The sequence below is a fragment of the Ferdinandcohnia sp. FSL W7-1320 genome (genome assembly GCF_038050315.1).
Lineage (GTDB): Bacteria > Bacillota > Bacilli > Bacillales > Bacillaceae_L > Ferdinandcohnia > Ferdinandcohnia aciditolerans.
In genome coordinates, this window is record NZ_JBBPAM010000001.1 from 2631251 (window position 1) to 2643972 (window position 12722).

General features: G+C 37.5%; 14 protein-coding genes. 6 read left to right on the forward strand and 8 right to left on the reverse strand.

What is annotated here, in order from left to right; translation table 11 throughout:
• Positions 1-121: 121 nt before the first annotated feature.
• Complete coding sequence (locus NST91_RS13185) at positions 122-355, reverse strand: YczF family membrane protein (RefSeq protein WP_341331523.1); 234 nt, start codon at positions 353-355, stop codon at positions 122-124.
• A 119-nt stretch (positions 356-474) separates the two neighbouring features.
• Here NST91_RS13185 and NST91_RS13190 point away from each other — a divergent pair, with 119 nt between their 5' ends.
• Genes NST91_RS13190 through NST91_RS13200 form a run of 3 tightly spaced genes read left to right on the forward strand, consistent with a single transcriptional unit; the run spans position 475 to position 4432 of the window.
• The gene (locus NST91_RS13190) at positions 475-2106 is read left to right on the forward strand and encodes a spore germination protein (RefSeq protein ID WP_341331524.1); all 1632 of its coding nucleotides are present in this window, start codon (positions 475-477) and stop codon (positions 2104-2106) included.
• Positions 2099-3322: a Ger(x)C family spore germination protein gene (locus NST91_RS13195; RefSeq protein ID WP_121446030.1), complete on the forward strand. Its 1224-nt coding sequence runs from the start codon at positions 2099-2101 to the stop codon at positions 3320-3322. Before NST91_RS13190 ends, NST91_RS13195 begins: the two co-directional genes overlap by 8 nt.
• Positions 3323-3340: 18 nt before the next feature.
• Positions 3341-4432 (forward strand): GerAB/ArcD/ProY family transporter, encoded by a 1092-nt coding sequence (locus tag NST91_RS13200; protein ID WP_121446031.1) that lies wholly within the window; start codon positions 3341-3343, stop codon positions 4430-4432.
• 55 nt (positions 4433-4487) lie between these two features.
• Here the strand turns inward: NST91_RS13200 and NST91_RS13205 are convergent, their stop codons facing one another.
• Positions 4488-4958 carry a TrmH family RNA methyltransferase gene (locus NST91_RS13205; RefSeq protein ID WP_121446032.1) on the reverse strand — a complete coding sequence of 157 codons (471 nt, stop codon included), beginning with the start codon at positions 4956-4958 and terminating at the stop codon, positions 4488-4490.
• A gap of 194 nt (positions 4959-5152) precedes the next feature.
• Between NST91_RS13205 and NST91_RS13210 the strand changes: the two genes are divergently transcribed.
• Complete coding sequence (locus NST91_RS13210; RefSeq protein ID WP_121446033.1) at positions 5153-5611, forward strand: GNAT family N-acetyltransferase; 459 nt, start codon at positions 5153-5155, stop codon at positions 5609-5611.
• Positions 5612-5713: 102 nt separating this feature from the next.
• On the opposite strand, the gene NST91_RS13215 is transcribed toward NST91_RS13210, so the two are convergent.
• Positions 5714-6232 (reverse strand): undecaprenyl-diphosphatase, encoded by a 519-nt coding sequence (locus NST91_RS13215; protein ID WP_341331525.1) that lies wholly within the window; start codon positions 6230-6232, stop codon positions 5714-5716.
• Between the two features lie 129 nt (positions 6233-6361).
• Between NST91_RS13215 and NST91_RS13220 the strand changes: the two genes are divergently transcribed.
• Positions 6362-6685 carry a hypothetical protein gene (locus NST91_RS13220; RefSeq protein WP_341331526.1) on the forward strand — a complete coding sequence of 108 codons (324 nt, stop codon included), beginning with the start codon at positions 6362-6364 and terminating at the stop codon, positions 6683-6685.
• Positions 6686-6736: 51 nt separating this feature from the next.
• Here NST91_RS13220 and NST91_RS13225 read toward each other — a convergent pair whose 3' ends face one another.
• From NST91_RS13225 to NST91_RS13245, 5 genes are all read right to left on the reverse strand, one after another.
• Positions 6737-6910, reverse strand: coding sequence for a hypothetical protein (locus tag NST91_RS13225; RefSeq protein ID WP_165918131.1), 174 nt, complete (start codon positions 6908-6910; stop codon positions 6737-6739).
• A 655-nt stretch (positions 6911-7565) separates the two neighbouring features.
• Entirely contained in the window at positions 7566-8750 is a 1185-nt protein-coding gene (locus NST91_RS13230; RefSeq protein WP_341331527.1) for an NAD(P)/FAD-dependent oxidoreductase, read from the reverse strand.
• 49 nt (positions 8751-8799) lie between these two features.
• Positions 8800-9213 carry a DUF1641 domain-containing protein gene (locus NST91_RS13235; protein WP_121446038.1) on the reverse strand — a complete coding sequence of 138 codons (414 nt, stop codon included), beginning with the start codon at positions 9211-9213 and terminating at the stop codon, positions 8800-8802.
• A gap of 435 nt (positions 9214-9648) precedes the next feature.
• Entirely contained in the window at positions 9649-9912 is a 264-nt protein-coding gene (locus NST91_RS13240) for a DUF3006 family protein (RefSeq protein ID WP_341331528.1), read from the reverse strand.
• A 1-nt stretch (position 9913) separates the two neighbouring features.
• Complete coding sequence (locus NST91_RS13245; RefSeq protein ID WP_341331529.1) at positions 9914-11149, reverse strand: MBL fold metallo-hydrolase; 1236 nt, start codon at positions 11147-11149, stop codon at positions 9914-9916.
• A gap of 225 nt (positions 11150-11374) precedes the next feature.
• Here NST91_RS13245 and NST91_RS13250 point away from each other — a divergent pair.
• Positions 11375-12708 (forward strand): IS3 family transposase gene (locus tag NST91_RS13250; protein ID WP_445724474.1). Its coding sequence is split into 2 segments (ribosomal slippage): positions 11375-11785 and positions 11788-12708, totalling 1332 coding nucleotides; the frame shifts between segments, so codons are not numbered across the junction.
• The last annotated feature ends 14 nt before the right edge of the window (positions 12709-12722 follow it).

Here is a 12722-nt window from a genome sequence, read left to right on the forward strand (position 1 = left end):
TTAAAAACTTGGGAATTTAGAAGTAGTCTAGTTTTCTAGGCTGCTTTTTTGTGTTGCGCGTTCGGATTTAGTGCTAAAAAAGGGCTTTTGTTTTAAAGAAAATTTACACTAAGAACCACTCCTATCCAGCCTTCGCTTTTCCCTTTCTTTTCTTGTACGAATAAACGATTATTTCGATTAGGACAGTCAGAATAAAGGATAAAAAAACAATCGTTTCAGCAGGATCCATGACTCGAAAGGGACTCGTTGCATTTCTAAATGCTGTTTGCAGGTCGAAACCCTCCAGGTAATCTAGCCAAAACGAGAAGCTCATTAAACAGCCCATCATCAATACAGTAATCCCGATTATCTTCATTTTTCTCACACCTTTTTTCAAATTATTATTTCCTTTTTAAAACGCTTATATGACAAGGTATAAATATTAATCTACTGGGCAGAACAGTTAATACTATAGAATAGAAAGGTTTTACAAAAATGCCTGGTTTTTTCAAGAATAAACATAAAAAAAGTAACACAACGAATGAAAACCAAACGCAACCGCCATCAGAACAGGATTTTCCTGATTCCATTGATGTACGATTATCTAATAATCTTGATGTAATTAAAAACAAAACAGGTAATAGTTTTGATGTGATTATTCGAAATGTTAGCATCGGACTACAACCGAAGATTCAAACCGCGATTGTCTATATAGACGGGCTTGTCGATAGCCAGTCCATAAAAGATTTTTTAATTGAATCCATCATAAAAAGTCCTGATTTGCAGGAGAAGCTAATTCAACAAGATCCATTAGAGATAATTGAAGATGAGGCTTTGCCATTTGGGAGTATAAGAAATGCCAATGATTGGGAACAACTTTTTTCCGCGTTAATGGATGGGGAAACGATCATTCTTGTAGATGGAAAAACGAAGGTGCTCGTTGTTGATACAAGAGGCGGCGATAGACGTTCGATTGAGGAACCGACTAGTCAAGTGACGGTGCGTGGTCCTCGGGATGGATTTACAGAGTCGATAATCACGAATACCTCTTTAGTGCGCAGGCGTATCAAGTCACCAAATTTGTGGGTGGAAGCAAGGAAGTTGGGCAAGGTGACGAATACAGACGTTGCCATTATGTATATAAATGGAATTGCAAACGAGAAAATTGTCGAAGAGGTCCGTAGACGGATTGATCAAATTGATGTTGATAGTGTTCTTGAGTCTGGATATATTGAACAGTTTATTGAGGACCAAACATTTACTTCCTTTCCAACACTTTATCATACGGAAAGACCTGATACGGTTTCAGGGAATCTTCTTGAAGGGAGAATTGCCATCTTCGTAGATGGGACTCCTTTTGTATTAATTGCACCCGCTGTTTTTATTCAATTTTTTCAGGCAGTAGAAGATTATTATGCGCGATTTGATATTGCGACGGCCCTACGTTTTTTACGGATTTTGATCTTTTCAATTTCGATTATTGCACCTGCAGCCTATATTGCTGCGACCACGTTTCATCAGGAAATGATTCCGACACAGTTATTAATAGCTGTAGCGGCACAAAGGGAAGCTGTACCTTTTCCGGCATTTGTAGAAGCTGTCATTATGGAGGTCACTTTTGAAATTCTGCGAGAAGCCGGAATTCGAATGCCGCGGGCAGTAGGTTCTGCGATTTCTATTGTTGGAGCCCTTGTAATTGGACAAGCAGCGGTTCAGGCGGGAATTGTTTCACCAGCCATGACCATTGTGGTGGCAATGACAGCAATAGCTAGTTTCGCCACTCCATCCTTTGCGATGGCGATTTCTGCAAGATTGGTTCGCTTTGTATTTATGATTGCTGCAGCTACATTTGGTTTTTACGGAATTATCTTAGGGATTATTATGCTTACGATTCATCTTAGTGGCTTGCGTTCATTTGGTGTTCCCTATATGACACCAATGGCTCCATTTATTCTGAAGGAGAACGCGGATACCTTTTTCCGGTTACCATGGTGGGCACTAAAGAAGCGGCCACAATTGATCAGTGAAGGAAATATGAATCGCGTAGGAAAAGACCAGAAACCTGAGCCGCCTATAGGACGCGGCATGCTTAAGTCTAATCAAGAAAAAGGTGACCAAGATGAATAGAGGTATTGTTCTTCTCATTTTATTCTCTGTCCTTATTTTCCTTTCGGGTTGTTGGAGCAAGAAGGAGCTTACTGACATCGCGATAATTTCTGCTTTTGGTATCGATAAAAATGATAAGGGGCAATACGTAGGTACGATTCAAGTAATTAATCCTGGGAATGTTACAGGTGGACAGCAAGATGGTGGATCAAATTTTGGCCCACCAATTAGTGTGTATAGTGAAACAGGAACTAACCTTATTGAAGTTAGTAGGAAGTTTTCCACCGGCATATCACGAAGATTATATTATGCCCATACAAATTTAGTAGTTGTTGGTGAGCGACTAGCACGAGAGGATGGAATTCTTCAACTTTTTGATGCTATGGACCGTGACCCAGAATTTCGAATTACATCGGAGGTGATCATTGCTCAAGATATGGAGGCAAAAGATATTGTAAGAACAATAACTCCAATTGATAAAATCCCTTCCAATAAAGTGATTAAAACACTAAAGTTAACAGAAAAAAACTTGGGAACAAATTTAAGTGCGAATATGAAAGAAGTACTTAATAACCTAGTATCAGATGGGAAAGAGCCTTTAATTACGGGGTTTCGAATTAAAGGTGAAATTGATCAGGCTATGAAAATGGCAAACATTGAAGAAACGACCCCTAAAGCGGTTATTGAAGCTGAAGGAATAGCTCTTTTTAGAGACGGAAAGCTGGTTGATTGGTTACAAGGGAGCACGGCAAGAGGCACTTTATGGATTTTGGATAAAATTGAAAAGTCAGATGTGAATATTGATTGGCAAGGATATGAAGAAGCCATTGCATACGAAGTGATTCGCCAAAAAACCAAAGTCCTGTCCAAGATTAATAATGAGAAACCTTTGATCACCATAGATGTAAGTGCTGAAGGTGATATAGGGGAAATAGAAGTACCAGTCGATTTAACAGATCCATTTATATTAGTTAAGATCGAAAAAGAAGTTGAAAAGGAAATTAAGAAAGAAATCCAAGAGGCCATACAACAGGCCCAAAAAAATAAATCGGATGTTTTTGGATTTGGTGAAGTAGTGCAACGCGCCGATCCAAAGCTTTGGAAGAAGTTGAAGTCTGACTGGAATTCAGTGTATTTTCCAGAATTAGTCGTGGATGTCAAAGTAGATGCGTTTGTGCGACGGACGGGTATACGTACAAAATCTTTCCTTACCGAAATAGAGGAAAATCGTAAATAGAAATAAGGAGCATGTCACATGGAGAAGGCAAAAATCAGTTCTTATCAGCTATTTGTACTTGTCTTGCTGTTTGAATTAGGGAGTGCATTACTTCTGCCACTTGCAATGGACGCTAAGCAGGATGCTTGGATTGCCGTTCTCCTTGGGATGTTGGGTGGAATGATACTCTTTATTATCTTTTTCCGTCTCTATCAATATTACCCCGACAAATTACCAACCATGTATGTACAGATAATTGTTGGAAAACCACTCGGGAAGCTACTTGCTTTTATGTACATCTTATATTTTGCTTATCTAGCAGCAAGAGTATTAAGGGATTTTGGTGTAATGCTGGTGACATTCGCCTATCCAGAAACACCATTATTTATTGTCAATGCACTTTTAATTATCGTAGTAGTATATGGGGTTCGAAAAGGAATCGAAGTATTAGGGAGAACAGGGGAACTGCTTTTTAGCATCATGTATGTGCTAGCGGTAACGGGATTTATCCTCATTGTGATCTCTGGTTTAATTGATGTAAACAACCTAAAGCCAATATTAGGTGAAGGCATTATGCCTGTTGTAAAAGCAGCATTTACTCAGACTTTGTTTTTTCCATTTGGAGAGAGTGTTGTATTTGCGATGATTTTTCCTTACTTAAATAATACACGTAAAGCAAGGATTGCCGGTTTATGTGCAATCGGTTTAAGTGGGATCAATCTAACGCTTGTCATGTTAATGAACATTAGTGTGTTGGGTGTTAATCTGACATCTCGTGCACCATTTCCACTCCTGGCTACCATTCAAATGATTCAAGTAGCGGAGTTTATTGAACGACTCGATATCTTTTTTATGTTAGCTTTAATTATTGGGGGATTTTTTAAAATCGGGATCTTTTTTTATGCGGTTGTCACAGGGGTTACCAATTTGTTCTCAATAGAAAGTCATACACGCTTATGTTATCCAATGGCTTTGGTTGTTTTATTATTATCCATAACGATGGCTAGTAGTTTTGCTGAACACTTACATGAGGGTTACAAATTTGTTCCTATGTTGCTTCACTTACCCTTTCAAGTCATCTTTCCAATCATCCTTTTAGTAATTGCGATGATAAGAAGAAGGAGAAGTTAAGGGGAATTTCATATCCACTTGGCCCATAAAAAAATCTTCCAAAACGGAAGATTTTTTATTTCAAATTCGGATATCCTTGCTGGCGTAATGCCTCATATACCAATATCGCAGCAGTACTTGAAAGATTGAGTGAACGAACATGATTGTTCATGGGTATTCTCAAAAAGTGATTTTTGTTCTTTTCTAGTAAATCTTTCGGCAAACCCGTTGTTTCTTTTCCAAACATAAAATAATGTTCCTTCGTTTCATCACTGAAATCAAAGCCTGTATGTGTTTTTTCACCAAACGTCTCTATAAAGTAAAATTCACCTTGATTTTTTGAAAAAAAGTCTTCCAATGAATCATAATACGTGATGTTCACATCATTCCAGAAATCGATGCCTGCTTTTTTTAACATTTCCGGATCTGTTGAAAAGCCAAGTGGTCTAATTAAATGCAAGGCTGAACCCGTTGCTACACAAGTGAGTGCAATATTTCCAGTATTAGCCGGAATATCTGGTTGATAAAGTACAACATGAATCGCCAAGAGTGGTCACCTCTAACTTCTATTTTACACTCCAAATTATAGCATATTACGTATACTAGTAAACGAGGTTGAAGTTTTTATTCTTAAATCAATAAAATAGAAAAGGACTACAACTCGAAGTAATGTATAAGTAGATGGAAGGGGAGAGAAAGTAGGTAACCTGGCACAACTATGTGAAAAAGGAGTCTCAAAATATGAACTTCGAATCAATCACAGAAGAATCATTAAACCTGGCATTAGACATCATGAACTCAAATCCGACATACAACATGATAGAAAACGGCAATCCTGTAAGAACAATAAAAGAAGTAAGAAGTGAACTGCTCAACTCAACAACAAATAGTTATTTAATAAAGATGAATGAAGAACCTATTGGAATAATTGATTTTTTAGATCATAACCCAAAAGACAATCATCCTTGGATTGGTTTATTTATGATCCATGGTGCTTATCATTCTCTAGGTTACGGAAAAAAGGCGTATGTTGCTTTTGAAGAAAGTCTAAAACAACAACATTTCAAGAAGATTCGACTTGGTGTATTAGACAACAATGAGCAGGCAAAAAGGTTTTGGAGATCAGTAGGATATTCATTTTATGGAAAAAGCGAGTTGGAAGGGAAGGTTGTTGACTGTTTTGAGAAAAAGTTGGAGTAGTCCATTCCCCTTTTGTGAACGTACATGATGTCTCGAAAAAAGACACCATTTATGAGGCTTGGTGTCATTTTAGTAGTGGTTATTCAAATGAAGGCTAGTATATCATTTAGCAAAGGCTTTTACATTTCCTTCTCTTGATTTTTGGTGAATAAACATGCTCGTTACTGAGCCTAGAAGGGCACTTCCAATTATATCAGATGGGTAATGATGTCCTACCCAAATTCGCGAAAAACCCGTTAGTACAGCCAATCCAGTCATGATTGAGCCTAGAACACGATTATATAGTAAAATCGAAGTCGAAACTGCAAAAACGAGTAGGGTATGTTTGCTTGGAAATGAAGAATCAATCTTTGAAGGAATTAAGATTCCAACACGACTTTTCAAAAAAGGTCGGGGTTTTGAAATAAATAACTTAAAGAAGAGATTTAGAATTAGTGCAATAAATGCAGAAATGACAGCATTATTCGTCATTTGTCTATATGGATACTTTTTAAACCACATCACAATCAAAATTAAGAAATATACATAACGAACCTTGTTTGAAACAAGTATCATGAATTGATCTATTAATGAAGAACGACCTGTCAATTGATGTATCGCCCGAAAGATTTTCACATCCATAAGGATCACCTCTGAGGTTTTATCCCTATTATTTGATCTTATCCTTGAATCATACACTCAAGGGTTTTTAATTATTTCCACATATATTGTTTGCTCTACTCCACACAATAAAGTGAGGAGGGAAGAGTTATGAACTATATGCAACTACTGTCATCCGTACTTAATAGCTTGAGTGGTAACAAATCACTGAAGATATTCAAACGAAAACGAAACAATAGAATGTGGATATGGATTTCTATATTAGGTGTAACTATACTTGGTTTATTTGGAGGTAGAAATAGCCGGATTAATCAAAAAGTTCAAAAGAGATTTCAGCAAGCCCAAAATTCGTTTCAAAATTCCTCTGAATTAAAACTGAATCCTTTTGAAGTAAACTACGATCTTGCAACGGAAATTGCAAAAGAAATAAATCCTGATTTTGAAATTCCAACTCAACCACAAAAAAATGAATGATAAATTCAAATGGCTGGATTAAATTGTCCCAGCCATTTTTCAATCTCTAATCTAATTATGTATTTGTTGTTGAACCTGTTGGATAATTTGTTGCGCTTTTTCTAGTTCACTTTGGGCAAAATGACATGCCTCTGATTCAGGACTACTCGAATTCACTTGTTTTAAATGATGATGTGCCGTATGGATAATATCTTGAGCTTCTTGTAATTTACTTTTAAAGTTCATCGCAGTTCCTCCCTTGATTAATATGGTCTCTTTTATCATGTGCAAGTATTTAGGTAATTACGCAACTCTTATTATCAATAGCGGCATAACAAGATACACATAGACTTTACAACATATACTCCAGCAACGCCCCATGATCCTAATACAAAAAGCCAATTTTCAAGAAAATTGGCTTTCTATAGTTATTTAATTTGGCTGTTTTCGCGGACTTTGTTGTTTTTTATATCGTTGACTTCCGCTTCAGGTGGACGCTTTCCGCGGGCGTGGCTTGAGCCTCCTCAACGAAATGTGGAGGCGGCTTGACAGAAACGAGAAAATTGGCCGACTAAAGCGCCACGTCCTGTGGCGGAGTCGGCACTAGCACTTCCTGTGCGTCGGAGACTCCGACAAAGAGGCGTATTTTGCCTCTGAAGGAGGAGTTGAAATTTCTCGAGTTTCTAGCCGCTGAAACTGGACTCGTAGCTACCGCTCCTGCGGGGTCTCAAGTCCCACGCTTTTCCCGCTGGACATTGAATTTGCTTCTTTGAAATAACCCACGCACGAATAAAATGTGAATACATTTTCGAGGAGTCGCCAGCTTACGCTCCAATCAACTAGTTTTGCCTTTATTATCAGAAAGCAACAATCTTTTAGAAAAGAGCCTTTAATTTAAATCTTAATATGCTAAACCGTAAAGGGCCTTAATATGAGATAAGTAACGAACATGACTAGCTTCTTTCATCAAGGATGCTGGAAGACCTTTTAAAGGAATATTGTTTCCACCAACAGAAGCTACGCCGTCTTTACGTCCGAGACTAGCAAGCGTTCCAGAATTGATTGGGTTAAATTCTTCGAGCTTTTGTCCTTTAAGGATAGCGAAAAGGTTATATCCACATGATTCACCCATTTGCCATGCATTTTGTGCAGTAGGCGCATATAATGGGCGACCCCCATCTGCTGGAAGTGCCACAGACGCATCACCAACCACAAATACTTCTGGATGTGATTTAGAGCGCAAATACTCGTCAATAACTGCTTTACCACGATCACATTCAAGGCCAGATTCTTGAACGATTGGAAGTGCAGCAACGCCGCCTGTCCAGATAAATGTGTTCGATTCAATTGTTGAACCGTCTTTTAGGGAAATTTTATTTCCTTCAACGCCTGTAACAGGTAAGCCAGTTAAGAAGTCAACGCCACGTTTAGCTAAACTTTCAGTAGCACGCTCGATTAAGTTATTAGGAAGTACTGGTAAGATTTTAGGGCCAGCTTCAATTAATTTGATGTCTAGGTCATTAAAGTCAACACCATATTTTCTAGCCACTTCAGGGAAGTGGTCTACGATTTCTCCAACTAGTTCAACACCAGTTAACCCACCACCACCGATTACAATTGTTGCATCTGCTGGATTTTTAGATTCCGCATAAGCTGCAATTTTGCTTTCAATGTGTTGGTAGATGCGGTTTGCATCTTCAACTGATTTTAATACAAAACTGTTTTCTTCAAGACCTGGGATACCAAAGAAACCAGTTTGGCTACCAAGAGCAACGACTAAGTTGTCGTAATCCAAAACAGAACCATCAGCAAGTTGGACTTCTTTTTCATCTACTGAGAAAGACGTTACTTCGCTGATTACCACGTTGACATCTTTATTTTTGAAAAGCTTTGTTAACGGGAAAGAGATTGCGCGTTCAGTTGTTGTACCACCCGCAAGACGGTGTAATTCTGTAATAAGTTGGTGAGTAGGGTATTTATTCACCACTGTAATTTGCGCTTCTTCTTTACTTGCATATTTACGTAATGTTAGAGCAGTTAATAAACCTCCGTAACCTGCACCTAAGATGACGATTTTTTTTGACATGATTTATCCTCCGTCCTTACTAAGTAATAAAAAGGGTACTGATTATTAATTAAGCTTTACGTTCAGCTTGAACTTCTAGAAATGCGCTTACAAAACGTAACATTTTTTGTGCTTCTGGATCTTTCAATAATTTTAATACACCAAATAGCCCGATCACTTCATTTGAAGCTTCAGCACGGTCTTTTGCTTCAATAGCAGTAGCAGCAATTGATTTAACTGAGCCAATAACAGGTTCAGAAATTTCTTTGATTGCACTGACTGTATCATTTTTTAGAACATCGTCAGTAGCCACTAATTGAGCTAAATCATATGTTTTTGTTAAGAGATTTACAGCCTCTGTTAACTTTGGTAGTTGCTCGACTAAAGTAGTGAGCGATTCTTGCACTTCAGGTTTTAATAATTGATCAAGTAATTCTTTTTCTGTGCCTGTAGCCTCTTTTTCTTGAATCAATACTTCTGACATTTTCAATTCTCCTTCATCGTTGAATTTTCACTAAGTATTACCTGGTTTTAATATACTGATATCGAGAAAATGTTCACATATTCACATTTAAAAGGGGAAGACATTAACTGATTTATACCAAATTCATGTGTATTCTAATATCCTAGTTATCTAGTAAAAGAAACAATTCATATGAAATCTAAACCTTGTTGGTAAAGTGCATCTATTATGTATTTCGCCTTAAAACGTTAGATGATGTGACATTCCTGTGACTTTTTAATCATAACGCAATTTTCGCAATTCGTAAAATGTGTTTCATTCATACATCGCATTCATTTTATCTATGGTATCTGGTAATTCCGCTAAAAATATATCAGAAAAACAACATAAAAATGATTTTTTCTAAGAAAAACGCCTGTCCCTAATGGATTAATACATTAGGGATAGGCACTCAAGTCAATTTTTCTTAAATTTGCTTCCGAAATTCTTCTTACGGATTTTAGACATCATATCATCTACTTTTTGTTGTTGTGAGATTGTTTCATTCTCATTTAGTGTTATGGAAATGATTTTTCCATTTTCGATGCTAATGTCAAAGTAGGATCCTGCTGATGATTCTTTAGGTAATTGATTGAAAGGAATGATGAATTCCTTATTGATTTCTTCTACTATAATAACTGCATGTCGATTTTCTTCGATTCGATCCAAATAGCCTTTCATGTTATCCTCCTACACAAGCTAGATTTTGTGCTTTTATATCTTCCATTCTTGACGGACCAATTCCTTTTATGCGTGATAACTCATCAATGGATGTAAAAGGCCGTAGGTTGATCAGTTCCTTTGCACGTGCTGGCCCTAAATGAATGATTTCTTGTAACTGTTCAAAACTAGCTGTGTTTATATTCATACATTTATCACCGGGCTCTTGTTTATCCTTTTTTGTTGGTTCTGGCTTTGATAAAGGTACACGTCCAGAAGTAGGGGGAGTAATCTTACCGTCCTTTTTGGTCAACACCTCATAGTTTTTGCCATCCGTTTTAACAATAATCGTCCCGTGTACATCCGTTCCATAAAGTCTAATATTGGACCCTAGAATTAGATCGACCACTTCTTTGTGTGGGTGCCCATAGCTGTTATCTTTTCCAGCGCTGTAGATTGCAATGTCTGGACTCACTTCTTTTAGAAAAGCAGGGTGAGTAGAAGTGTTTGAACCGTGATGACCCAGATGAAGGATAGCAGCGTCTACATCAATACTACCATTTATCATCCGTAATTCATCATTTCGACTTGCATCACCTGTAAAAACAAAAGAAACCTCTCCGTACGTGAGCTTTAGCGAAATAGATTCTTCATTGTCATTTTCTGAAACAGAGATCGGATATAAAATATCAATTTGGAGTGGGCCAACTTTAAATTCATCGCCTCGTCTTGGCTCATAATAATCAACCTCGTTTTGATCGATCGCTTGAAGTAACCTCTGAAACGTTTGGGATGTACTCGTATTTCCGGACATCCATACTTCTCCTACACTAAACGTACTGATAACTTTATCGAGTTGACCAATATGATCTGCATCTGGATGTGTACCAATTGCGATATCAATTTCGGAAATGTTTTGGGAATGTAAGTAATGTATGACATCGTCTCTGTTCCAATTCCCTGCATCAATCAAGATAGTATATTCTTCACCCTTATCCGTATATTGTAGTAAGGTTGAATCAGCTTGACCAACATCCATATAATGAACGGTAAGTTCAGATAATGAATGAATTGCCTTTTCTTGCTTTTCGGTAGGGGATGGGGTATCCTCATCACGATTAATTTCCGTTTCCTCAGTCGTTTTTGTGATGTTCTCAATATTGTTATTAGGTTGATTTTCCTCCTGTGAACATCCACCGATTATCAAAAGTGTAGCGAAGAAATAGATTGCAAAAAAAGTTTGTTTAAATGGATACATAGTTTGTCCCTCTTTTGGTGAAATTTTAAACAATTTACTATTTGTTATGATTTCATTTAAAGCCGATTGTATCAAAAAATGATAAGAAGTGCGCTACTTAACTAACATAAAAAAATGCCAAGACCAATGGTAAACTGTACCCTGTGTAGTAGACACATTAAAAAAAGTCTGCTGCACAGGGTCTTTTTATGTACAATAGATTAAAAATAGTGCGGGAGAGATAGTATGAGTAAAAAAATATTCTCGGAAAAAGAGATCGAATTACTAGCTAAAAATCCATATGTAAAATCAGTAAGTCCCAAAGGTATTACCTATTCAGATGAGTTTAAGGAGCACTTTATAACTCAAAATGACCTGGGGAAGTTTCCTAGAGAGATATTTGAGGACTGTGGGTTCGATACTGAGGTATTAGGTATGAAACGGATTGAGTCTTCTGGAAAAAGATGGCGAGAAGCTTATCGTAAGCACGGAATTCTAGGACTTCGTGATACAAGATCAGGAAACTCAGGTAGACCAAGGGAAAGAGAGCTTTCCACTGAAGAAAAATATGCAAGGTTAGAGGCCGAAAATAACCTGTTGAAAGCAGAGAATGAACTATTAAAAAAGATACGATTCGCAGAAAGGGGGATGAAGAAGAAATAAAATTGTCAGCTGACCAGAAATTTAACCTTATTCATTCCGTTATCGAGAAATACAATCTAACAAGGATGGTAACCCACCTCTGTAAAGTAGCTGGTGTGTCCCGTCAGGGATACTATAACTACTTTTCTGCTAAACAAGTTCAGAGAAGGAAGGATCGGGAGAAAAAGGATGAATCCCTTCGGGACCTGGTTTTAAAAGCATACAATTTCAAGAACCGTAAGAAAGGGGCTCGTCAAATTAAGATGGTATTGGCAGGTCAGTTTAGTGTTGTTTTCAATCTTAAGCGAATCAGAAGAATCATGAAGAAATACGGGATTGAGAGCCCTTTTAGGAGAGCGAACCCCTACAAGCGCATCATTAAGGCTACGCAGGAGCACAAGGTCGTCCCGAACTTACTTAACAGGGAATTCAAACAAGGAATCCCACACAAGGTCCTTCTTACGGATATAACCTACCTATATTTCGGAAAAGGTAAAAAAGCTTATTTATCAACCATTATTGACGCTTCCACCAATGAAGTCTTAGCTCATCAGGTCTCTGATCGAATTACTTTAGATATCGCTACGGATACACTTAAGAAGTTAAAGAAAAACAGGAGAATCAAACTGGCTAAAGGAGCTTATATACATTCTGATCAGGGAGGTCACTATACCAGCCCTGTTTATCAAAAGCTGGTGAAAAAATTCAAATTGGAACAATCAATGTCTAGGAGAGGTAACTGTTGGGACAACGCCCCACAGGAATCATTCTTTGGTCATTTTAAGGACCTGGCTGATATAAAATCATGTGAAACTTTAAAAGAACTTAAGCAAGAAGTGAAAGCTGCCATCCACTACTACAATCACTACAGATATCAATGGAATATGAAAAAGATGACCCCTGTTCAATACAGAGATCATCTTCTTAAAGTAGCCTAGCTTTTTTTAAAATG

Bases quoted from the DNA above. Each gene is read 5' to 3' on its own strand.
- NST91_RS13220 (WP_341331526.1), top strand. From the start codon at position 6,362: ATGAACTATATGCAACTACTGTCATCCGTACTTAATAGCTTGAGTGGT.
- NST91_RS13215 (WP_341331525.1), bottom strand. From the start codon at position 6,232: ATGGATGTGAAAATCTTTCGGGCGATACATCAATTGACAGGTCGTTCT.
- NST91_RS13235 (WP_121446038.1), bottom strand. From the start codon at position 9,213: ATGTCAGAAGTATTGATTCAAGAAAAAGAGGCTACAGGCACAGAAAAA.
- NST91_RS13225 (WP_165918131.1), bottom strand. From the start codon at position 6,910: ATGAACTTTAAAAGTAAATTACAAGAAGCTCAAGATATTATCCATACG.
- NST91_RS13200 (WP_121446031.1), top strand. From the start codon at position 3,341: ATGGAGAAGGCAAAAATCAGTTCTTATCAGCTATTTGTACTTGTCTTG.
- NST91_RS13240 (WP_341331528.1), bottom strand. From the start codon at position 9,912: ATGAAAGGCTATTTGGATCGAATCGAAGAAAATCGACATGCAGTTATT.
- NST91_RS13230 (WP_341331527.1), bottom strand. From the start codon at position 8,750: ATGTCAAAAAAAATCGTCATCTTAGGTGCAGGTTACGGAGGTTTATTA.
- NST91_RS13185 (WP_341331523.1), bottom strand. From the start codon at position 355: ATGAAGATAATCGGGATTACTGTATTGATGATGGGCTGTTTAATGAGC.
- NST91_RS13210 (WP_121446033.1), top strand. From the start codon at position 5,153: ATGAACTTCGAATCAATCACAGAAGAATCATTAAACCTGGCATTAGAC.
- NST91_RS13245 (WP_341331529.1), bottom strand. From the start codon at position 11,149: ATGTATCCATTTAAACAAACTTTTTTTGCAATCTATTTCTTCGCTACA.
- NST91_RS13190 (WP_341331524.1), top strand. From the start codon at position 475: ATGCCTGGTTTTTTCAAGAATAAACATAAAAAAAGTAACACAACGAAT.
- NST91_RS13195 (WP_121446030.1), top strand. From the start codon at position 2,099: ATGAATAGAGGTATTGTTCTTCTCATTTTATTCTCTGTCCTTATTTTC.